This window comes from Yoonia vestfoldensis, assembly GCF_002158905.1.
Classification (GTDB): domain Bacteria; phylum Pseudomonadota; class Alphaproteobacteria; order Rhodobacterales; family Rhodobacteraceae; genus Yoonia; species Yoonia vestfoldensis_B.
The window spans coordinates 219,954-242,476 of sequence record NZ_CP021431.1 but is presented as its reverse complement, the minus strand read 5'-3'; the positions used below and the strand labels follow the sequence as shown (position 1 = coordinate 242,476).

Sequence of the window (22,523 nt, the reverse complement as noted above, 5' to 3'; positions counted from 1 at the left end):
CACCCAACAAAAAAGCCCCCGCGTTCCCGCGAGGGCTTTCTTTCTTCGACCTCGCCTAAGCCTTACAGCCCGGTGGAGATATCGATCGTGTTGCCTGCTTCCAGGGTCACATAGGCCTTTTTCACGTCCTTGCGGGTGCCCAGGGCACCGCGGAAACGCTTGACCTTGCCTTTGGTGATCGTCGTGTTCACGGCCTTGACCTTCACACCGAACAGCGCCTCGACGGCCTGTTTGATCTGCGGTTTGTTGGCGTCGATCGCGACCTCAAACACAACCGCATTGGCCTCGGAGGCCATGGTTGCTTTCTCGGTGATGATCGGCTTGCGGATCACGTCGTAATGTTCAGCTTTCACGCTCATGACAAACGAGCCTCCAGTGCTGCGACACCCGCCTTGGTCAGGACCAGCGTGTCCGACTTGAGGATGTCGTAAACGTTGGCACCCATGGATGGGAGAACGTTAATGGTTTCAATGTTTGCAGCAGCGCGGGCGAAGTTTGCGTTCACTTCGGCCCCGTCGATGATCAGCGCGCGCTTCCAGCCCAAGCTGCCGACCATTTTGGCCAGCGCCGAGGTTTTGGCGTCTTTCACATCGATGCTGTCCACGATGACCAGCTCACCTGCCGCGACTTTTGCGGACAAAGCATGCTTCAGCCCCAAGGCGCGGAACTTTTTGGTCAGGTCATGGGCGTGGCTGCGCGGGGTCGGGCCCTTGTAGGTACCACCGTGACGGAAGATCGGCGCGCCTTTGGACCCGTGACGTGCGCCGCCGGTGCCTTTTTGACGATAGATCTTCTTGGTGGAATAGGACACTTCCGACCGGCCCAGCACGTCATGTGTGCCTGCCATGGCCTTGTTGCGCTGCCAGCGGACGACACGGTGCAGGATGTCCTTGCGAGGCTCCAGACCGAAGATCGCGTCATTCAGCTCGACCGAGCCAGCCTTGCCGCCATCCAGTTTGATTGCATCAGCCTTCATTTTTATCACCCTCTGTCGTATCGGCATCAGCCGGGGCTTCGTTTGCGGCGGCTTCAGCAGCTTCCAGCGCGGCCTGTTCTGCTTCGGCAGCGGCCTTTGCGGCTGCGGCTTCTTCAGCGGCGGCGGCTGCGGCAGCTTCTTCGGCCAGACGCTTGGCTTCTTCATCCAGCGACTTCAGACCTGCGGGATAGATCACGTTTTCAGGTGTCGGCTTTTTGACCGCATCCTTCAACGTCACCCAACCGCCACGCGACCCGGGAACCGCGCCCTTGACCATGATCAGGCCACGGTCGGCATCGGTGCGCACGACTTGCAGGTTCTGGGTCGTCACGCGGGCAGAGCCCATGTGGCCGGCCATTTTCTTGCCTTTGAACACCTTGCCAGGGTCCTGACACTGGCCGGTGGACCCGTGCGAACGGTGGCTGACGGACACGCCGTGCGATGCACGCAGACCGCCAAAATTGTGCCGCTTCATCGCACCGGCAAAACCTTTACCGATGGATGTGCCGGACACGTCCACGAACTGGCCTTCGAAATAATGGTTCGCGGTGATGGTTTCACCGACGTTGATCATGTTCTCGGGGGCCACGCGGAATTCGGCAACCTTGCGCTTTGGTTCGACCTTGGCAGCGGCAAAATGGCCACGCATGGCCTGGCTTGTGCGCTTGGCCTTGGCAGCACCGGCACCCAGCTGGACAGCGACATAGCCGTCTTTTTCAGCGGTGCGTTGTGCGACAACCTGCAGGTTTTCCAGCGAAAGAACGGTCACAGGGATCTGCTTGCCGTCTTCCATGAACAACCGGGTCATGCCCAGTTTCTTTGCGATAAGTCCTGTACGGAGCATCAATAATCCTCCTTACACGGAAATCTGGACATCGACGCCAGCGGCCAGGTCGAGCTTCATCAGCGCGTCCACGGTCTGCGGTGTCGGGTCAACGATGTCGAGAAGGCGCTTATGCGTGCGGATCTCGAACTGATCGCGGGATTTCTTGTCGATATGCGGGCCGCGCAGAACAGTGAACTTTTCGATCTTGTTCGGCAATGGGATCGGGCCGCGAACAGAAGCGCCTGTGCGCTTGGCTGTGCTGACGATTTCGGCGGTGCTTGCGTCAAGCACGCGGAAATCAAACGCCTTAAGGCGGATACGGATGGTTTGGCTGGCTGCCATTTCATCACCCTTTTGAATAGGGTCCAGATCGGAGAGGAGGATCATGGCTCATCCAGAACCCTCGTCGCGTCTTTTGGTCCAACGTAAAAAGGGCACGCATCGCGTACCCTTGTCGGATTGGGGCCGTATAGGGGGTTGCGCCCAAGCTGGCAAGGGCTGATTGCAGAAATCCGCGCGATCCACGCGGCCTTGCGTTTCAACACTAATGGTGGTGCTGTCTGCCGGCATCCGCTGCCATTTGGGGGCCGGATGCAGCACGAAAGGCAGCACGATGGTAAGGAATCTGTCGCGGCATCTGACCGGGACATCGCGCACCGAATCGGGCAATCGTGGCCTGGGCTATCTGCTGGCCTTCGTGGCCGGTGCCATCAACGCGGGCGGGTTTCTTGCGGTGCAGCAATATACCTCGCATATGACGGGGATCGTGTCGGAAATGGCCGATCTCATTGCCTTGGGACAGTACCGGATCGCGCTCTTCGGGCTGGCCTGTCTGGCGACATTCATCAGCGGCGCGGCCTGCACCGCCCTGTTGGTCAATTATGCCCGCAGCCGCCAGCTCCAAAGCGAATTCGCGATCCCGCTGCTGCTCGAGGCAACGCTGCTGATGGCCTTCGGCCTTCTGGGCAGTCAGATTGCCGATATCGAGGGCGTCTTTGTCACCGTGACCATTTTGCTGTTGTGCTTTGTCATGGGTCTGCAAAATGCCGTCATTACCAAGATTTCCGGCGCCGTGATCCGCACCACGCATATCACCGGCATCGCCACGGATCTGGGGATTGATATGGGACGCTGGGTATTTCGCAAAGCCGCGACAGGCACCGCCTTTGCCCCGACACCGCAGCGCATGCCGATGCTGGCGATCCTGCTGATCGCGTTCTTTGTGGGCGGGCTGGCCGGGGCAATCGGGTTTCAGGCGCTGGGCTATGCCGCGACTTTGCCGCTGGCCGCGGCTTTGGTCGCCACGGCGATCACGCCTGTTTTTGATGACGTCAAAGACCGCAAGCGTCGGTGACATGCAAAAGGCCGCCCGTTTCGGGGCGGCCTTTCGTTTGGTGTCGGGTGGGTCTTGACCCACCTTACCTGTGCTTACAGCAGGATCTTCGCCACAACACCGGCGCCGACGGTCCGGCCGCCTTCGCGGATCGCGAAACGCAGGCCGTCTTCCATGGCGATTGGCGCGATCAGCTCGACTTCGAACTTCAGGTTGTCGCCGGGCATCACCATTTCAGTGCCTTCAGGCAGAACAACCGTGCCGGTCACGTCCGTGGTGCGGAAATAGAACTGCGGGCGGTAGTTCGCAAAGAACGGCGTGTGACGGCCGCCTTCTTCCTTGGTCAGGATATAGGCTTCGGCTTCGAATTTGGTGTGGGGCTTGACCGAACCGGGCTTGCACAGCACCTGGCCGCGTTCCACGCCCTCACGGTCAACACCGCGCAGCAGCGCGCCGATGTTGTCGCCAGCCTGGCCGCTGTCCAGCAATTTGCGGAACATTTCCACGCCAGTACAGGTGGTTTTCTTGGTGTCGCGGATACCGACGATTTCGATTTCGTCGCCAACGTTGATGATCCCGCGTTCCACACGGCCGGTCACAACCGTACCACGGCCCGAGATCGAGAACACGTCTTCGATCGGCATCAGGAACGGCAGGTCAACTGCGCGTGCTGGTGTCGGGATATATTCGTCGACAGCCGCGATCAGCGCGCGGATCGAGTTTTCGCCGATTTCAGGATCGCGGCCTTCCATCGCTGCCAGGGCAGAGCCGGGGATGACGGGGATATCATCGCCGGGGTAGTCGTATTTGGACAGAAGTTCGCGGATTTCCATCTCGACCAGTTCGAGCAGTTCGGCGTCATCCACCTGGTCGACCTTGTTCATATAGACGACCATGTAAGGAATGCCGACCTGACGGCCCAGCAGGATGTGTTCGCGGGTCTGTGGCATCGGGCCGTCAGCGGCGTTCACCACCAGGATCGCACCGTCCATCTGTGCCGCACCGGTGATCATGTTCTTCACATAATCGGCGTGGCCGGGGCAGTCGACGTGGGCGTAGTGACGCGCTTCGGATTCGTATTCCACATGCGCGGTCGAGATCGTGATCCCACGGGCCTTTTCTTCGGGCGCGCCGTCGATCTGGTCATAGGCTTTGAAATCGCCGAAATACTTGGTGATCGCCGCCGTCAGCGTCGTCTTGCCGTGGTCAACATGGCCGATCGTGCCGATGTTCACATGCGGCTTGTTGCGTTCAAACTTTGCCTTTGCCATTTTGCTGGCTCCTTCAACTTGATGATTGGGCGGCGGGGATAACCCCGCCCTACGGGGGGTGGTAGGGCGGGGTTATCCCCGCCGCACCGTTAAGCGTATTTCTTCTGGATCTCGTCGCTGATGTTCTGCGGCACCGGTTCATAATGATCGAAGATCATCGTAAAGTTGGCGCGCCCCGACGACATCGACCGCAAGGTGTTGATGTAGCCGAACATATTGGCCAGCGGCACGAAAGCCTCGATCACATTGGCATTGCCGCGGCTATCCTGCCCCTGCACCATGCCCCGACGCGATGTCAGGTCGCCGATGATCCCGCCGGTATATTCCTCGGGGGTCACAACTTCGACTTTCATGATCGGTTCCAGCAGTTTCGCACCGGCCTTACGCATCCCTTCACGCATACACATCCGTGCTGCGATCTCGAAGGCGAGGACCGAGGAATCCACATCGTGATATTTGCCTTCCAGCAAAGCCACTTTGAAGTCGATCACGGGGAAGCCTGCCAATGGACCGGAATCCATGACCGATTTGATCCCTTTTTCGACGCCGGGAATGTATTCCTTGGGCACCGAACCACCAACAACGCGGGACTCGAACGAGTAACCTTCGCCGGGGGCTGTGGGCTGGATCAGCAGCTTCACTTCGCCGAACTGGCCCGACCCACCGGATTGTTTCTTGTGAGTATAGGTATGTTCGACTTCATGGCCGATAGTTTCACGATAAGCCACCTGTGGCGCACCGATATTGGCCTCGACCTTGAATTCGCGCTTCATGCGGTCGACCAGAATGTCGAGATGCAATTCGCCCATGCCCTTCATGATGGTCTGACCGGATTCGAAATCGGTTTCGACGCGGAAGGATGGATCCTCGGCGGCCAGACGTGCCAGCGCGATACCCATTTTTTCCTGGTCGGCCTTTGTCTTTGGCTCGACCGCGATTTCGATCACCGGCTCTGGGAAGGTCATCGTTTCCAGCACGACGGGTTCGGACGGATCACACAGCGTGTCGCCGGTCGTGGTGTTCTTCAGACCACCCAGCGCGATGATGTCACCGGCCCAGGCTTCGTCGATTTCTTCGCGGTTGATGGCATGCATCATCATCATGCGACCGACACGTTCCTTGCCACCTTTGGTGGAGTTCAGCATCGCATCGCCCTTGCCCAGCTTGCCCGAATAGATCCGGGTAAAGGTCAAGGAACCCACAAAGGGGTCGTTCATGATTTTGAACGCAAGGCCCGAGAACGGCATGCTGTCATCCGCGCGGCGCGGGATGGAGCGTGTTTCGGTTTCGTCACCGGGTTTGAAGCCCATGTAATCGACCACGTCCAGCGGGCTGGGCAGATAGTCGATGACAGCGTTCAGCAGCGGCTGCACACCTTTGTTCTTGAAGGCGGAACCAGCCAGAACGGGGACGAATTTCATCGCCAGCGTGCCCTTGCGGATCAGCTTGCGCAATGTGTCCACGTCAGGCTCTTGCCCTTCGAGATAGGCCATCATGGCGTCGTCATCCATGTCCACGGCCAGCTCGATCAGCTTGCCGCGCCATTCCAGCGCCATATCGTTCAGGCTGTCACGGATCGGCTGACGGACCCAGGATGCACCCAGATCTTCGCCCTGATAGACCCATTCTTCCATGGTCACGAGGTCGATGATGCCTTCAAGTTCGGTTTCCGCACCGATGGGCAGCTGGATCGGGGCAGGCACAGCACCTGTCCGGTCAGCGATCATCCGCACGCAGTTGAAGAAATCAGCGCCGATCTTGTCCATCTTGTTGACGAAAACGATCCGCGGCACCTTGTAACGGTCGGCCTGACGCCAGACGGTTTCGGTCTGGGGTTCGACACCGGCATTGGCGTCCAGCAGACAGATCGCACCGTCAAGCACAGCCAGCGAACGTTCGACTTCAATGGTAAAGTCAACGTGGCCGGGGGTGTCGATGATGTTCATGCGGAACTTGGTGTCGGAAATCCCGTCAGCGGAGGGATCGTCCTGACGCTGCCAGAATGTGGTGGTCGCAGCGGATGTGATCGTGATGCCGCGTTCCTGTTCCTGTTCCATCCAGTCCATGGTCGCCGCGCCATCATGCACTTCGCCGATGTTGTGGGACTTGCCGGTGTAATACAGGATCCGTTCGGTACAGGTCGTCTTGCCCGCATCGATATGCGCCATGATACCGAAGTTGCGGTAGCGGTTCAGTGGATAGTCGCGTGCCATGTCAGATCGTCCCTCTTACCAGCGGTAATGGCTGAACGCTTTGTTCGCGTCGGCCATCTTGTGGGTGTCTTCGCGCTTTTTCACGGCCGTGCCGCGGCCCTGGATCGCGTCAAGCAATTCGCCTGCAAGACGTTCTTCCATGGTGTTTTCATTGCGCTTTTTCGCAGCGGCGATCAGCCAGCGGATTGCCAGCGCTTCGCGACGCTCGGGGCGGACTTCGACGGGCACCTGGTAGGTCGCACCACCGACGCGGCGCGAACGCACTTCGACGGATGGTTTGATGTTGTCCAGACACTCGTGGAACACTTCCACAGGCGATTTTTTCAGCTTGCCTTCAACACGATCAAACGCGTTGTAGACGATCCGTTCGGCGACAGCTTTCTTGCCATCGACCATCAGGTTGTTCATGAACTTGGTCAGAACGATATCACCAAACTTGGCGTCTGGCAGAACTTGGCGCTTTTCAGCGGCGTGACGACGTGACATGTGATCTTTCCCTTACTTCGGACGCTTCGCGCCATATTTGGAACGGCGCTGTTTGCGGTTCTTGACGCCTTGGGTATCCAGAACACCGCGCAGGACGTGATAACGCACACCGGGAAGGTCTTTTACACGGCCGCCACGGATCAGGACGACAGAGTGTTCCTGAAGGTTGTGGCTTTCACCGGGGATGTAAGAGATCACCTCAAAGCCGTTGGTCAGACGCACCTTGGCGACTTTCCGCATGGCCGAGTTCGGTTTCTTTGGTGTGGTGGTGTAAACGCGCGTGCAGACGCCGCGTTTCTGAGGGCAGGATTCCAAGTGCTGCGACTTGGATTTCATGACTTTTGGCTGGCGCGGTTTGCGGATCAGCTGCTGAATCGTTGGCATCGTGTGATGTTCCCATCTATTCACATTTATGCGTCCGGCAAACGCGGGTTTCAAAACATGCTTTTCACCTATGAAAAGCACAAAAATTCCGCGTCGAACCCTTACCGGAGGTTCGGTGCGGTCTGTATCCAGAGGAACAAGGCAATAAGCGCCCGGTTCTTGGCCACGACAGATGTGATATCGGGACAAATGGGAAAACCCCGCCCGGATGAGCGGCGTATAGGCCCTTGCGCTGGGGCTGTCAACAGGGCCGGATCGGGCCAGCGGGCGCAGCCATCGCCCATAAAAAAAGAGGTTATGGCAGCGCGCCACCCCCCTGCGCCAGGTCTTTGGCCCCGCGCGGCAGCACAACGATTCCCGCCGGGGTCTAGCGAATGCGATCGGGCGACAGGTTGTGCCGGATCCGCAGCCGTCTTTCGCGCCAGAGCGTGAAAAGCCCGGTGGCAACCACGATTGACGCACCGATGACCGTCAGCGCATTCGGCCATTCGTCAAACACCGCCATCCCAAGAAGCAGCGCCACGAGCAGGCTGGTATAGCGGAAGGGCGCGACAAAGCTGATCTCGCCCGACCGCATCGCGCTGACCGAAAAGATATAGCCAAAGATCAGGCAGATCGTGGCCCCGCCGATTTGCAAGGCCGATGTCGTCGCCATCGGTGCCCATGTGATGAACAGCGACCCGATGGCGCCCAAGGCCGTAACACCGATTGCCGCGATCAGCGCCACGAAAACCACCGGCACCCGCACGGACATCCGTCGCACCGCCAGGTCGCGCAATGTGATGCAGCCGACCGCGATCAGCGCATAGATACTGTAGCTGCTGAAATCCGCGCCGCCCGGCTGGATGATGAACAGCACACCGACAAAGCCGATGGTGATCGCCACCAGCCGCCGCCACCCCAGCGCCTCGCCCAGAAACAGCGTCGCGGCCAGGCTGACGGCCAGCGGCAGCGCCTGCAGGATCGCGCTGACATTGGCGATGGGCATATGGAACAGCGCGGTCAGAAAGAAATAGGTGCCGCCAACCTCGCCCAAAGTGCGCAATACGATCAGTCCCCAATCGCGCCGTAGCAGGTTGAAATGCAGCTGGTTCATCACGCGACACATGAAGGTCAGGCAGATGATCGCGCCGATTCCCCGCAAGAAAACCGCCTGAAACAGCGGGATCTGATCAGAGACGGATTTCATGAAAGCATCGTTGACGGTAAAGGCGCACATGCCCCCCGTCATCAGCAGCGCGCCGCGGATATTATCTGAAACGACCTTCATCGGATGGAGGTATCAGCGTCGCATGACCGCCACCAGAGAGATTGTTCAGGCTGCGATTATCTCAGGTCAAAGAACCACGAGATCAAAGCCGCGAACCCTGCCTGGTCCAGCATTCCGGGTCTTGCGTGAAACTCTGCCATACGGTCAATCGTAAGGGTCGGCGCGAGGATGTCTTCGACCCCATGATAAAACGGACGGTCTGTATAATCGTCAAACAGGATCGTTGTTTCGCGCCGGATGTTCAGCAGGGTCGCCGCAAAGCACGCCTTGCGCATACGCCCGTCGATCAGAACATGGCTGGGCGCGGGATCCTGTTCCCAGACTTGCAACGGATAGCGCCAATATTGATCCCAGTGCGACGGATCAGTCGGATAGCCCCAGGCCTCTGTGGTGCCGATATCGATATGCATGACCTGCGCTGACGCTGGTTCATCCGACATAGAATCAAGATGACGCGTCAATGCGGCAGCCCAGTCAGGATCAGATTCGACCGAGAGGCATGACACGCCCAGCTCTGCCGCGAGCTTGGTCGAACCACCGCTGCCATATTCAACAATGCCCTGCGCCTGTTGATAGCATTCGCGCACATGCTCCGCCACATCCGGCGGAAACGTCAGTGGAAAAACACTCCTGCCGACGGCCGTGGTTTTCTTTGCGCACAGGCCGGCGCGGACAAGAAGTCGTCTGACGAATAAGGCCATAACTGCCTACTTTACTGGGTAAAACAAGGGACCCCCGGCAGTTCCGGGGGCCCCTTGGACAAGCCTAAGGCGCGTTTATGCGTCGTTGTCGTCGGACGCTTCGCTGCGGGCACCGAAAACATCGGTTTCCTCGTTGCGCACCGGTGCGACCAGCGCTGCGGCCTGTTCGGCCTCTTCGCGGCGCGCCTCGATCACGACATTGTCGCGGTCGGCGGCGATCTTGCGCATCTGCTGGGTCGCCCCGCCTGTGCCTGCCGGGATCAGACGGCCGACGATGACGTTTTCCTTCAGGCCGATCAGCTTGTCCCGCTTGCCCTGCACCGATGCTTCGGTCAGCACGCGCGTGGTTTCCTGGAACGAGGCCGCCGAGATGAAGGACCGTGTCTGCAAGGATGCCTTGGTGATGCCCAGCAGGATCGGCTCGCCCGTTGCCGGACGGTCGCCGCGCTTGAGCGCCTTGGCATTGGCTTCGTCGAATTCAGCCTTATCCACGGTTTCGCCTTTCAGCAGAACCGTATCGCCGCTGTCCTGGATTTCCCATTTCTGCAGCATCTGGCGCACGATGACTTCGATGTGCTTGTCGTTGATCTTGACGCCCTGCAGACGATACACGTCCTGCACTTCGTCGATCATATAGACTGCCAGGGCCTCGACCCCCATGACCGCAAGAATATCATGCGGGGCTGGGTTGCCATCCATGATGTAATCACCCTTCTGGACAAAGTCACCTTCCACGACGGGAATGTGCTTGCCCTTGGGCACCATGTATTCGACCTTCAGATCCGGATCATCGGCGCTTTCAATCGCGATGCGGCGCTTGTTCTTGTAGTCCTTGCCAAAGCGCACATAGCCGTCGATTTCGGCGATGATCGCGTGATCCTTGGGACGACGGGCTTCGAACAATTCGGCCACACGCGGCAGACCACCGGTGATGTCCTTGGTCTTGGCACCTTCGCGCGGGATACGGGCGATCACGTCACCGGCTTTTACCTCTTGGCCGTCTTCGACGGACAGGACGGCATCAACCGACATGCCATAGGATACGGGGTTGCCGTCATCCTTGAGCACGACTTCACCATCCGCACCGACGACGATGATCTTCGGCGCCAGCTCGTTGCCCTTGGGGGCAGCGCGCCAGTCGGACACGATGCGCTGGGTCATGCCCGTTGCATCATCGGTGTCTTCGCGCATGGCGATCCCGTTGATCAGATCGACATATTTCGCCGTTCCCGATTTTTCAGCGATGATCGGCAGGGTATAAGGATCCCATTCAAAGATCTTGTCGCCGCGCAGGATCTCTTGGCCTTCCTTGACCAAGACTTTGGAACCGTAACCGACCTTATGGGTCGCGCGATCCTCGCCTTCGGGTCCAACGATCGCGATGACCATGTTCCGGCCCATGACGACGTTTTCACCAGCGGCATTTTCCAGCAACATGGCATTGCGGAAAGTAACCTTGCCGGGCTGCGATGCTTCGAGGAAGGACTGCTGCCCACCCTGTGCGACGCCGCCGATGTGGAAGGTCCGCATCGTCAGCTGGGTGCCGGGTTCACCGATGGACTGGGCGGCGATGATGCCGACCGCTTCACCGATGTTCACGCGGGTACCGCGCGCCAGATCACGGCCATAGCACATGGCACAAACGCCATCCTCGGCCTCGCAGGTCAGCGGGCTACGGATGCGCATCTTGCCGATGGCAGCGGCGTCGATCATATCGGCCTTGCGTTCGTCGATCAGCTCGCCTGCGTGGACGATCACCTCGTCGGTGCCGGGCTTCAGCACGTCATCGGCGGACACACGGCCCAGCACACGTTCGGCCAGCGAGGACACGACCTCACCGTCATTCACGGCCGCTTCGGCGGTGATCGCACGGTCAGTGCCGCAATCGACCTGACGGACGATGCAATCCTGTGCGACATCCACCAGACGACGCGTCAGATACCCCGAGTTCGCTGTCTTCAACGCGGTATCCGACAGACCCTTGCGGGCACCGTGGGTCGAGTTGAAATATTCAAGAACGGTCAGACCTTCCTTGAAGTTCGAGATGATCGGCGTCTCGATGATCTCGCCGTTCGGCTTGGCCATCAGGCCGCGCATCCCGCCCAGCTGTTTCATCTGCGTGACCGAGCCACGCGCACCGGAATGGGCCATCATATAGACCGAGTTCGGCTCGCTTTCCGATCCATCGGCATCACGGCCGGCGGTGGAAATGGTGGTCATCATCGCCTCGGTGACCTTATCGTTGGCTTTCGACCAGGCATCGACGACCTTGTTGTACTTTTCACCCTGGGTGATCAGACCGTCCATGTACTGCTGTTCGAAATCCTTGACCTGATCGCGGGTTTCATCGACCAGCGTCCATTTGGTATCCGGCACGACCATGTCGTCCTTGCCGAAGGAAATGCCCGCCTTGAACGCCTCGCGGAAGCCCATGGTCATGATCTGGTCGCAGAAGATGACCGATTCCTTCTGGCCGCAATAGCGGTAGACGGTGTCGATGATCTGCTGCACCTCTTTCTTGCGCAACAGGCGGTTGACCAGCGCGAAAGGCGCCTTGGCGTTCAGCGGCAACAAGGCACCCAGACGCAGACGGCCCGGTGTTGTCTCGAACCGTTCCAGCACTTCGTTGCCTTCGTCGTCGATCTGGATCATCCGCGCGGTGATCTTGGCGTGCAGATGCACTTCACGCGCAGCAAGCGCATGTTCAACCTCGTCGATATTGCTGAACGACATGCCTTCGCCCTTCATGCCTTCGCGCATGATGGTCGTGTAATAAAGGCCAAGGATCATATCCTGCGATGGCACGATGATCGGCGCGCCGTTGGCAGGCGACAACACGTTATTCGTGGACATCATCAGCACGCGGGCTTCCAGCTGCGCCTCGAGACTCAGGGGCACATGCACAGCCATCTGGTCGCCGTCAAAGTCGGCGTTGAAAGCAGTACAGACCAGCGGGTGCAGCTGGATCGCCTTGCCTTCAATCAGGACCGGTTCGAACGCCTGAATGCCCAGACGGTGCAGCGTGGGCGCCCGGTTCAGCATGACGGGATGTTCGCGGATGACTTCATCCAGGATATCCCAAACCTCTGGCCGTTCTTTTTCGACCAGTTTCTTGGCCTGTTTCACGGTGCTGGACAGGCCTTTGGCCTCCAGCCGCGAATAGATGAACGGTTTGAACAATTCGAGCGCCATCTTCTTGGGCAACCCGCATTGGTGCAGCTTCAGCTCTGGCCCGGTCACGATGACCGAACGGCCCGAAAAGTCGACGCGCTTGCCCAAAAGGTTCTGGCGGAAACGACCCTGCTTGCCCTTGAGCATATCGGACAGCGATTTCAGCGGACGCTTGTTGGCACCCGTGATCACGCGGCCACGACGGCCGTTGTCGAACAAAGCATCGACGGATTCCTGCAGCATGCGCTTTTCGTTGCGCACAATGATATCAGGCGCGCGCAGTTCGATCAGGCGCTTCAGGCGGTTGTTGCGGTTGATGACACGACGATAAAGATCGTTCAGGTCAGAGGTCGCAAAACGGCCGCCATCCAGCGGGACCAGCGGGCGCAGTTCCGGCGGGATCACGGGGATCACGGTCAGAACCATCCATTCCGGGCGATTGCCAGATTCAAGGAAGTTCTCGACGATCTTCAGGCGCTTGATGATCTTCTTGGGCTTGAGTTCACCTGTCGCCACTTTCAGATCGGCGCGCAGCTGTTCAGCCTCGGATTCCAGATCGATCTGGGCCAGCATTTCGCGGATCGCTTCGGCGCCGATATTGGCCTGAAACGCGTCCATGCCATAAAGGTCCTGCGCGTCGTTGAATTCTTCCTCGGTCAGCAGCTGGCCATAGGTCAGGTCCGTCAGGCCGGGTTCGATCACGACGTAGTTTTCGAAATACAGAATCCGTTCCAGATCGCGCAACGTCATATCCAGCATCAGGCCGATGCGGCTTGGCAGCGATTTCAGGAACCAGATATGCGCAACAGGTGCGGCCAGTTCGATATGGCCCATGCGTTCGCGGCGGACCTTTTGCAGGGTCACTTCCACGCCGCATTTTTCGCAGACGACGCCGCGATATTTCATGCGCTTGTATTTGCCGCAGAGGCATTCGTAATCCTTGATCGGGCCAAAGATCCGCGCGCAGAACAGACCGTCCCGTTCAGGCTTGAACGTGCGGTAGTTGATGGTCTCGGGCTTCTTGATCTCGCCAAAGGACCACGACAGGATCCGTTCGGGCGATGCCAGAGACACCTTGATTTCGTCAAACGTCTTCGCCGGGGCAACCGGGTTGAACGGGTTGTTTGTCAGTTCCTGGTTCATCTTCAATTCCTTGAATTGGGGTGCGGTGGGGCAGGTCGTGGTGCGCGCAAAGCGCACACCCTACGTGTCATCCGTAGGGTGTGCATTCATGCGCACCTATTCCTCATCCTCCGCATCCAGGAGTTCCATGTTGAGCCCGAGACCACGGACTTCTTTCACCAGCACGTTGAAGGATTCAGGCACGCCAGCCTCAAAATTATCCTCGCCCTTGACGATGCTTTCATAGACTTTCGTCCGCCCGGCCACGTCGTCCGACTTGACCGTCAGCATTTCCTGCAACGTGTAGGCCGCGCCATAGGCTTCCAATGCCCAGACTTCCATTTCCCCGAAACGCTGGCCGCCGAACTGGGCTTTACCACCCAGAGGCTGCTGCGTGACAAGGCTGTAAGGCCCGGTGGAACGCGCGTGGATTTTGTCATCCACAAGGTGATGCAGTTTCAGCAGGTATTTGACACCCACCGTCACCTTGCGGCTGAATTGTTCACCAGTGCGACCGTCGAACAGGACCGACTGACCCGAAGTGTCGAAACCGGCACGCCGCAGCGCATCGTTCACGTCAGCCTCTTTCGCCCCGTCGAAAACGGGGGTCGCAATCGGCACACCGCGCGTGACATTGCCCGCAGCCTCGACCAGATCATCCTCGCCCATGCCGGCGATGCCCTCGTCATAGACATCATCACCATAGGCGATCTTCATGGCCTCGCGCACAGGGGTCAGATCGCCGGACCGGCGGTATTCCCCCAAAGCTTCGTCGATATGGATACCCAGACCGCGTGCGGCCCAGCCCATGTGGGTTTCAAGGATCTGACCGACGTTCATGCGCGACGGCACGCCCAGCGGGTTCAAACAGAAATCCACCGGTGTCCCATCCGCAAGGAACGGCATGTCTTCCATCGGCACAACCTTGGAAATGACGCCCTTGTTGCCGTGACGACCGGCCATCTTGTCGCCCGGTTGCAGCTTGCGCTTCACCGCGACGAAGACCTTGACCATCTTCATCACACCCGGCGGCAGATCGTCACCGCGACGGACCTTTTCAACCTTATCCTCGAACCGTGCATCCATCGCGCGTTTCTGGATTTCATATTGCTGGTTCAACGCCTCGACGATTTTCGCGTCATCCTCGTCTTCCATCGCCAGCTGCCACCACTGGCCACGGCTCAGCTCGGACACGCTCTCTTCGGTGACGACAGACCCCGCCTTGAAGCCTTTTGGCCCTTTGGCAGCTGTCTTGCCCCCGATGATATCCCACAGACGGGCATAGATGTTGCGGTCCAGAATGACACGTTCATCATCGCGGTCGCGCGACAGGCGTTCGACTTCTTCACGCTCGATCTGCAGCGCGCGTTCGTCTTTTTCCACGCCGTGACGGTTGAACACACGCACCTCGACCACGGTGCCAAAGTCACCGGGCGGCAGGCGCAAGGATGTGTCACGCACGTCAGATGCCTTTTCACCAAAGATGGCGCGCAGCAGCTTTTCTTCCGGCGTCATCGGGCTTTCGCCTTTTGGGGTGATCTTGCCGACCAGAATATCCGCAGGCCCAACCTCGGCCCCGATATAGACGATGCCCGCTTCGTCGAGGTTGCGCAAAGCCTCCTCGCCGACATTGGGGATGTCGCGGGTGATTTCCTCTGGCCCAAGCTTCGTGTCACGCGCGGCGACTTCGAATTCCTCGATATGGATCGAGGTGAAGACGTCATCGCGCACGATGCGTTCGGAGATCAGGATCGAGTCTTCGTAGTTGTAACCGTTCCACGGCATGAAGGCGACGACCACGTTCTTGCCCAGCGCCAATTCACCCAGATCGGTGGACGGGCCATCGGCGATGACCTGACCTTTCTGGACCAGATCGCCGACCTTCACCAGCGGACGCTGGTTGATGCAGGTGTTCTGGTTGGACCGCTGGAATTTGCGCATCCGGTAGATGTCGACGCCCGCATCACCCAGTTCCAGATCGGATGTCGCACGGATCACGATCCGCTGCGCATCGACCTGGTCGATGATACCGGCACGTTTCGCCATGATCGCAGCGCCGCTATCGCGCGCCACGACTTCTTCGATGCCGGTGCCGACCAATGGCGCCTCGGCCTGCAGCAAAGGCACAGCCTGACGCTGCATGTTCGAGCCCATCAACGCGCGGTTGGCGTCGTCGTTTTCAAGGAACGGGATCAGCGAGGCGGCGACCGAAACCAGCTGTTTCGGCGACACGTCGATCAGGTCCACATTTTCGCGCGGGGCCAGCGTGTAATCGCCGTTCACGCGGGTCGAGACCAGATCGTTGCGGAACGACCCATCGTCATTCATCGACGCGTTGGCCTGTGCCACGGTGTGGCGCATTTCCTCGGTCGCGGACATGTATTGCACATCATCCGTCACCTTGCCGTCGACGACCTTGCGGTAGGGCGTTTCGATGAAGCCGTATTTGTTCACGCGGGCGAAAGTGGCCAGCGAGTTGATCAGACCAATGTTCGGACCTTCGGGCGTTTCAATCGGGCACATCCGGCCATAATGGGTCGGGTGAACGTCACGGACCTCGAACCCGGCACGTTCGCGGGTCAGACCGCCGGGCCCAAGTGCGGACAGGCGACGCTTATGCGTCACCTCGGACAAGGGGTTGGTCTGGTCCATGAACTGCGACAGCTGGCTAGAGCCGAAGAATTCGCGCACCGCAGCGGCAGCAGGTTTCGCGTTGATCAGATCCTGCGGCATCACCGTGTCAATCTCGACCGAGGACATGCGTTCCTTGATCGCACGTTCCATGCGCAGCAGGCCGACGCGATACTGGTTTTCCATCAGCTCGCCCACGGACCGCACACGGCGGTTGCCAAGGTGGTCGATGTCGTCAATGTCGCCCTTGCCGTCGCGCAATTCGGTCAGCGCCTTGATACAGGCGACGATATCTTCACGGCGCAATGTGCGGATCGTGTCATCGGCATCAAGGTCCAGACGCATGTTCATCTTGACGCGGCCCACGGCGGACAGGTCATAGCGTTCACCGTCAAAGAACAGCGTGTCGAACAGCGCCGATGCGGAATCCACGGTCGGTGGTTCACCAGGGCGCATGACGCGGTAAATATCCATGAGCGCGGTTTCGCGGTTCATGTTCTTGTCGGCCGCCATCGTGCTGCGGATGTAGCCACCCACAGAGATGTTGTCGATGTCCAGCACGGGGATCGAGGTGATGCCCGCATCGATCAGGTCTTTCAGGGTGCCGCCGATCACATCGCCGGTCTTGTCCATTTCCAGCGTCAGCTCGTCACCGGCCTCGACATGGATCGCACCGGTTTCTTCGTTGATGATGTCGCGGGCGACATATTTGCCGACGATATGTTCGTAAGGCACCAGCAGGTTCTTGACCTTGCCTTCGTCGATCATCTTCTTGACCGACCGCGGGGTCACCTTTTCGCCGGCCTTTGCAATGATCTCGCCGGTATCGGCATCGACCAGGTCATAGGTCGGACGGGTGCCGCGCACGCGCTCGGGGAAGAACTTGGTTGTCCAGGCATTCGCCTTTTTGTCCAGCGCGTAATCGACGGTGTTGTAATAGGCATTCATGATGCCTTCCTGGTCCAGCCCCAGCGCATAAAGCAGGGTGGTCACAGGCAGTTTGCGACGACGGTCGATCCGGCAGAACACCAGATCCTTGGCGTCGAATTCGAAATCGAGCCAGCTGCCGCGATAGGGAATGATGCGGCAGGCGAACAGCAATTTGCCAGACGAATGGGTCTTGCCCTTGTCATGGTCAAAGAACACGCCGGGGCTGCGGTGCATCTGGGACACGATCACACGCTCTGTGCCGTTCACGACGAATGTGCCGTTCGGCGTCATCAGGGGCATGTCGCCCATGAACACGTCTTGTTCCTTGATGTCCTTGACCGATTTGGACCCTGTGTCCTCGTCCACTTCGAACACGATCAGACGCAGCGTCACCTTCAGCGGTGCGGCATAGGTCATGTCGCGCTGCATGCATTCTTCGACGTCGTATTTGGGCTTTTCCAGCTCGTATTTCACGAATTCCAGCACGGCGGTTTCGTTGAAGTCCTTGATCGGGAAAACCGATTGGAACACACCTTTGATGCCTTCGCCGTCCAGCGGCGCGTCACTGTCGCCGGAACGCAGGAACAGATCATAGGAAGATTTCTGAACCTCGATGAGGTTCGGCATTTCAAGCACTTCACGGATTTTGCCGTAATACTTGCGCAGGCGTTTCTGACCAAGGAAGGAGGAAGCCATGTGCGATATCACCTTTTGTTTGTCTCTCGAACGTGCCGCGCCCGGGCTGCGCCGCCACATCCATTTGACCGGGGGTTTCAAGTCTATTCGTGGCTGCCGTCCCACCGGCTGCCTCCCGACTTTTCAACCTAGCCCAAGGGGTGGGCCACGCATGGCCGACCGCTAAGACAGGTTTGGCTGGACCCGCAAATTGCAGGTCCAGCCGTTTTCAATCGCCCACGATGATCGGAAATCACCGTAGGGCGGGGTTAACCCCGCCTTACGCCAGTTCGACGGTCGCGCCAGCTGCTTCCAGCTTGGCTTTGATTTCGTCGGCTTCGGCTTTGGAAGCGCCTTCTTTGACCTTGCCGCCAGCTTCGACCAGGTCTTTTGCTTCTTTCAGGCCCAGACCGGTGATGCCGCGCACTTCTTTGATCACGTTGATCTTCTGTGCGCCGGCGTCTTTCAGGACGACGTCGAATTCGGTCTTTTCTTCGGCAGCTTCTGCTGCACCAGCAGCAGGACCAGCCATCATCACAGCGCCGCCAGCAGCGGGCTCGATGCCATATTCATCCTTCAGGATGGTTTTCAGTTCTTGTGCTTGCAGAAGGGTCAGACCAACGATCTCTTCAGCCAGTTTTTTCAGATCAGCCATTTTATGCTTTCCGTTCGTTTTAAGTGTGTTCCAACGTGAGGCGATCACCCCAAGTCAATTCAGATGCTTTACGCAGCTTTCTCTTCGATGGTCGAAAGAATGCTCGCGATGTTCGAAGCAGGCGCGCCAATGGCCCCGGCAAGGTTGGCGGCAGGTGCCCCGATGCAGCCCACGATGGAAGCAATAAGCTCCTCGCGGCTTGGCATCCCGGCAACGGCTTTCACACCAGCTGGATCCAGTGCCGTGTCACCCATTGCCCCGCCCAGAACGACCAATTTATCGTTCGTCTTGGCAAAGGCATCGACCACTTTCGCTGCTGCGACAGGGTCTTCGGAATAGGCGATCACGGTCATGCCCGTCAGGTAAGAGGCGATGCTTGCGCATGGCTTACCCTCAAGGGCGATCTTGGCGAGCTTGTTCTTGGCAACGCGTACGGCCCCGTCGACGTCACGCATACGCGCCCGCAGGTCCTGCATTTCAGCAACTGTCATGCCTTCGTAGTGGGCGACCACTACAACGCCAGAGCTTTCAAAGATCTGGCCGAGTTCATCGACCAATTGTTCTTTTTGTGCTCTATCCACAGTTTCACTCCAATTAAGGTGCCAAATAGTCTGGCACCGGCTCTCGTTTTTGCCGGGCAGCGGACCACCCGACAGTCGGTGTCCACGTAAACGGGGCGAGCCAAGTTGAACCGAGGAGAGCCTCGAAAAATTCTGGTCTATCCCGTCTCAGGCAGGAATTAACGGTCTTGCGACCAACCCACCGTCTCGGACGAATAAAGGCCCGAACGAATCAAACTTTCGGGCCTAACGGGTGGTTATCGTCTGAACGCCTGTTTGCCAAGGGCCGATTTGGGCCAGAGCGCCGGCCGGCAGCCGCGCGGGGTAAACCTTTGTGCAAGAAATACGCTCTATGGTCCAGCGGATGACAACGCAGAACCCACCCTATTTCCGCAACCTCGAAGATTTTGCAGGAATTGCCTCTGACTGGTTCTGGGAAACCGACCGTCGGCACAGGTTCATTTATTTTTCCAACCAGATGGAACAGGTCACCCGGCTGCGCAGGGCGGATATCCTGGGGCGCGAACGTGATATCTTTGCGGCAGAACCTTCTGGCCCGGCATGGCAGGCGCATCTCGATGATTTGCGGGCGCATCGTGCATTTCGCAATTTCGAATATCACATCATCCGGCCGACGGACGGGTCGGTGATGTGGCTGCGCATCGCCGGTCAACCGCAGTTTGACCAGGCGGGGGAATTTACCGGCTATCGCGGCACCGGGCACGATATCACCCGCGAAAAGATGGCCATGATGCAGCTGGAACAAAGCAATGCCGCGCTGGCCATCCGCAATCGCGAACTTGACGCCGCGCGGCAGGCCTTGGAACAGGCGGCCTATCACGATCCGTTGACAGGGCTGCCGAACCGGCGTGCCTTTGAACGCGCGCTGGAACATTGTCTGGGTCTGGCGGGTGGGCAGGTGACCTTGCTGCACCTTGATCTGGACAGGTTCAAATGGGTGAATGACACGCTCGGGCACCAAAGCGGGGATGCGGTGCTGGTCACCGCCGCGCAACGGATCTCGGCGGCGGCGGGCGACCGGGGGCAAGCCTACCGCGTGGGCGGCGATGAATTCATGGTCTTGCTGACGCAGGATATCGCGGCCGATCTCGCCCATGAGATCGGGACTGCGATCGTCACCGCCCTCACCTGCCCGATCGATCTGGCGCAGCGGCAGGTCACGATCGGCATCAGCATCGGGATCGCCCCCGGCATCGCGGGGCAGGATACCGCCGCCACGGTGATCGCCCATGCCGATGTCGCGCTTTACGAGGCGAAACGCAACGGGCGCAACCAGGTCTGCCAGATCACACCGCAAATCACCCAGCGGATGCAGGTCAAACGCCAGATTGCAGCCACCATCCCGGGCGCGCTGGCCCGCGGCGAATTTACCGCCTATTTCCAACCGCAGGCCGATATCAACACCGGCGAAATCGTCGGCGCAGAGGCGCTGGTGCGCTGGCATCACCCCGCATGCGGCTTGCTGTATCCGGCCGATTTTCTGGATATCGCCGCCGAAATGGGCATGATCGAAGATATCGACCGGCAGGTGCTGCGCCTGGCGCTGGCGGCGGTGGATAAATTGCAGGCGCGCGGGATTAACCTGCCATCAATGTCGGTGAACATCAGCGCACCGCGCCTGATGGACCCGCGCCTGCCCGCTGATGTGGCCAGTTCCTGGATTGATCGCAGATGCGGCCTGTCGATCGAATTGCTGGAAACGATCTATTTCGACGACCGGCGCGAAGTGCCGCAGATCAAGGAAAATCTGCAACAGCTGCGCGACATGGGGGTCGAAATACATTCCGATGATTTTGGCAGCGGGCGGGCGTCGATCATCGGCTTGCTGAAGGTGCAGCCAGACCGGCTCAAGATTGAATGCAGCATGATCCGCACGGCGCTGCGCGATCCGCGCAAACGCAAGGTGGTTGCGGCCATCCTTGAAATGACCCGCGCCTTGGGCATTGCGGCCACCGCCGAAGGTGTCGAAACCGCCGATGATATCGCCGCCGTGCGCAGCATCGGCTGCGTCTATTATCAGGGCAAGCTGCTGGCCCCGCCGCTGCAAGAACCAGCTTTCATCGCATTCCTGTCACACCAAAAAATGGCGACAAAAAAGAAAACGGCAGGCCGTGATGACCTGCCGTTCTGCGATTAACCCGACAATCGGATCAGAGGTTGCCGGTCGCCGAGGCAACATCAACCGTCACGCCGGGGCCCATGGTCGAGCTGACGGCGATCTTTTTCATATAGGTGCCCTTGGCGCCCGTTGGACGGGCCTTGCCGACGGCATCCACGAAAGCGCGCATGTTTTCCTGCAGCTGTTCGGCAGAAAACGACGCCTTGCCGATACCGGCATGCACGACGCCTGCTTTTTCGGCCTTGAACTGCACTTGGCCGCCCTTGGCTGCTTCGACAGCTTCCTTGACATCCATGGTCACAGTGCCGACGCGCGGGTTTGGCATCAGGTTGCGGGGGCCAAGCACCTTGCCCAGACGGCCGACGATGGCCATCATGTCAGGGGTCGCGATGCAACGGTCGAAATCGATCTTGCCGGATTGGATGGTTTCCATCAGATCCTCGGCGCCAACGATATCGGCACCAGCGGCTTTCGCCTCTTCGGCCTTGTCGCCACGGGCGAAAACAGCCACGCGGACGGTCTTGCCGGTGCCGTTGGGCAGGGTCACCGTGCCACGGACCATCTGGTCGGCGTGACGCGGGTCAACACCCAGCTGCATCGCGATTTCGACGGTTTCGTCGAATTTTGCGGATGCATTACCTTTGACCAGCGCTATCGCTTCGGCGACCGACACATTCACTTTGCCGTCAAAGGCGGCGCGGGCTGCGGTTGTGCGCTTACCATGCTTTGCCATTACTTGACCTCCACGCCCATCGAACGGGCAGAGCCCATGATGATCTGCATTGCACCTTCAATGGATGTCGCATTGAGGTCTTTCATCTTGGCTTCGGCGATTTCGCGCACCTGCTTGGCGGTGATCGAACCGGCGGTTGCACGACCGGGGGTCTTGGACCCCGAGGACAGCTTGGCCGCTTTCTTGATGTAATAAGACGCAGGCGGCGTCTTGATCTCGAAGCTGAAGGACTTGTCCGCGTAATAGGTGATCACGGTCGGGCAAGGCGCGCCTTTTTCCATATCTGCGGTCTTGGCGTTGAACGCCTTGCAGAATTCCATGATATTGATGCCGCGCTGACCCAATGCTGGGCCGACCGGCGGGCTTGGCTTGGCGTCGCCAGCTGCAACTTGCAGCTTGAGCATGCCGACTACTTTCTTGGCCATCTGGCCTCTCCTTTTTTCAGC

At 59.0% G+C, this 22,523-nt stretch carries 18 protein-coding genes; 2 read left to right on the top strand and 16 right to left on the bottom strand.

The features are described from left to right. Positions 1-62: 62 nt before the first annotated feature. Genes LOKVESSMR4R_RS01180 through rpsJ form a run of 4 tightly spaced genes read right to left on the bottom strand, consistent with a single transcriptional unit; the run spans position 63 to position 2,144 of the window. A complete protein-coding gene (locus tag LOKVESSMR4R_RS01180) occupies positions 63-359 on the bottom strand; it encodes a 50S ribosomal protein L23 (RefSeq protein WP_087205945.1) in 297 nt (98 codons plus the stop codon). After that, entirely contained in the window at positions 356-976 is a 621-nt protein-coding gene (gene rplD / locus LOKVESSMR4R_RS01175; protein WP_087205944.1) for a 50S ribosomal protein L4, read from the bottom strand. The genes LOKVESSMR4R_RS01180 and rplD overlap by 4 nt, the downstream gene beginning before the upstream one ends. Continuing rightward, entirely contained in the window at positions 966-1,820 is an 855-nt protein-coding gene (rplC, locus tag LOKVESSMR4R_RS01170; RefSeq protein WP_087205943.1) for a 50S ribosomal protein L3, read from the bottom strand. The genes rplD and rplC overlap by 11 nt, the downstream gene beginning before the upstream one ends. Before the next feature lie 12 nt (positions 1,821-1,832). Continuing rightward, on the bottom strand, positions 1,833-2,144 hold the full coding sequence (rpsJ, locus tag LOKVESSMR4R_RS01165) for a 30S ribosomal protein S10 (RefSeq protein WP_087212326.1): 312 nt from the start codon (positions 2,142-2,144) through the stop codon (positions 1,833-1,835). A 271-nt stretch (positions 2,145-2,415) separates the two neighbouring features. Between rpsJ and LOKVESSMR4R_RS01160 the strand changes: the two genes are divergently transcribed. Next, entirely contained in the window at positions 2,416-3,156 is a 741-nt protein-coding gene (locus LOKVESSMR4R_RS01160) for a YoaK family protein (protein ID WP_087212323.1), read from the top strand. Between the two features lie 74 nt (positions 3,157-3,230). Here the strand turns inward: LOKVESSMR4R_RS01160 and tuf are convergent, their stop codons facing one another. From tuf to rplJ, 10 genes are all read right to left on the bottom strand, one after another. After that, positions 3,231-4,406: an elongation factor Tu gene (gene tuf / locus LOKVESSMR4R_RS01155; RefSeq protein WP_087205929.1), complete on the bottom strand. Its 1,176-nt coding sequence runs from the start codon at positions 4,404-4,406 to the stop codon at positions 3,231-3,233. Positions 4,407-4,495: 89 nt separating this feature from the next. Then, entirely contained in the window at positions 4,496-6,619 is a 2,124-nt protein-coding gene (gene fusA / locus LOKVESSMR4R_RS01150) for an elongation factor G (protein ID WP_087205942.1), read from the bottom strand. 15 nt (positions 6,620-6,634) lie between these two features. After that, a complete protein-coding gene (rpsG, locus tag LOKVESSMR4R_RS01145) occupies positions 6,635-7,105 on the bottom strand; it encodes a 30S ribosomal protein S7 (RefSeq protein WP_087205941.1) in 471 nt (156 codons plus the stop codon). A 12-nt stretch (positions 7,106-7,117) separates the two neighbouring features. After that, positions 7,118-7,489, bottom strand: coding sequence for a 30S ribosomal protein S12 (rpsL, locus tag LOKVESSMR4R_RS01140; RefSeq protein WP_087205940.1), 372 nt, complete (start codon positions 7,487-7,489; stop codon positions 7,118-7,120). Between the two features lie 367 nt (positions 7,490-7,856). After that, on the bottom strand, positions 7,857-8,759 hold the full coding sequence (locus LOKVESSMR4R_RS01135) for a DMT family transporter (protein WP_087205939.1): 903 nt from the start codon (positions 8,757-8,759) through the stop codon (positions 7,857-7,859). Positions 8,760-8,815: 56 nt separating this feature from the next. After that, positions 8,816-9,460: a hypothetical protein gene (locus LOKVESSMR4R_RS01130; RefSeq protein WP_157898098.1), complete on the bottom strand. Its 645-nt coding sequence runs from the start codon at positions 9,458-9,460 to the stop codon at positions 8,816-8,818. A gap of 75 nt (positions 9,461-9,535) precedes the next feature. Beyond that, positions 9,536-13,774 carry a DNA-directed RNA polymerase subunit beta' gene (gene rpoC, locus LOKVESSMR4R_RS01125; protein WP_087212321.1) on the bottom strand — a complete coding sequence of 1,413 codons (4,239 nt, stop codon included), beginning with the start codon at positions 13,772-13,774 and terminating at the stop codon, positions 9,536-9,538. A 96-nt stretch (positions 13,775-13,870) separates the two neighbouring features. Beyond that, positions 13,871-18,010, bottom strand: a complete 4,140-nt coding sequence (gene rpoB, locus LOKVESSMR4R_RS01120) for a DNA-directed RNA polymerase subunit beta (RefSeq protein ID WP_087205937.1) — start codon at positions 18,008-18,010, stop codon at positions 13,871-13,873. 259 nt (positions 18,011-18,269) lie between these two features. Then, positions 18,270-18,644 carry a 50S ribosomal protein L7/L12 gene (gene rplL, locus LOKVESSMR4R_RS01115; protein ID WP_087205936.1) on the bottom strand — a complete coding sequence of 125 codons (375 nt, stop codon included), beginning with the start codon at positions 18,642-18,644 and terminating at the stop codon, positions 18,270-18,272. A 68-nt stretch (positions 18,645-18,712) separates the two neighbouring features. Beyond that, positions 18,713-19,225 carry a 50S ribosomal protein L10 gene (rplJ, locus tag LOKVESSMR4R_RS01110; RefSeq protein WP_087205935.1) on the bottom strand — a complete coding sequence of 171 codons (513 nt, stop codon included), beginning with the start codon at positions 19,223-19,225 and terminating at the stop codon, positions 18,713-18,715. A 343-nt stretch (positions 19,226-19,568) separates the two neighbouring features. On the opposite strand from rplJ, the gene LOKVESSMR4R_RS01105 reads away from it, so the two are divergent. After that, entirely contained in the window at positions 19,569-21,362 is a 1,794-nt protein-coding gene (locus LOKVESSMR4R_RS01105) for a putative bifunctional diguanylate cyclase/phosphodiesterase (RefSeq protein ID WP_087212318.1), read from the top strand. A gap of 13 nt (positions 21,363-21,375) precedes the next feature. Here LOKVESSMR4R_RS01105 and rplA read toward each other — a convergent pair whose 3' ends face one another. Next, on the bottom strand, positions 21,376-22,077 hold the full coding sequence (rplA, locus tag LOKVESSMR4R_RS01100) for a 50S ribosomal protein L1 (RefSeq protein WP_087205934.1): 702 nt from the start codon (positions 22,075-22,077) through the stop codon (positions 21,376-21,378). Further along, complete coding sequence (rplK, locus tag LOKVESSMR4R_RS01095) at positions 22,077-22,502, bottom strand: 50S ribosomal protein L11 (protein ID WP_087205933.1); 426 nt, start codon at positions 22,500-22,502, stop codon at positions 22,077-22,079. Before rplK ends, rplA begins: the two co-directional genes overlap by 1 nt. Positions 22,503-22,523: the final 21 nt, after the last annotated feature.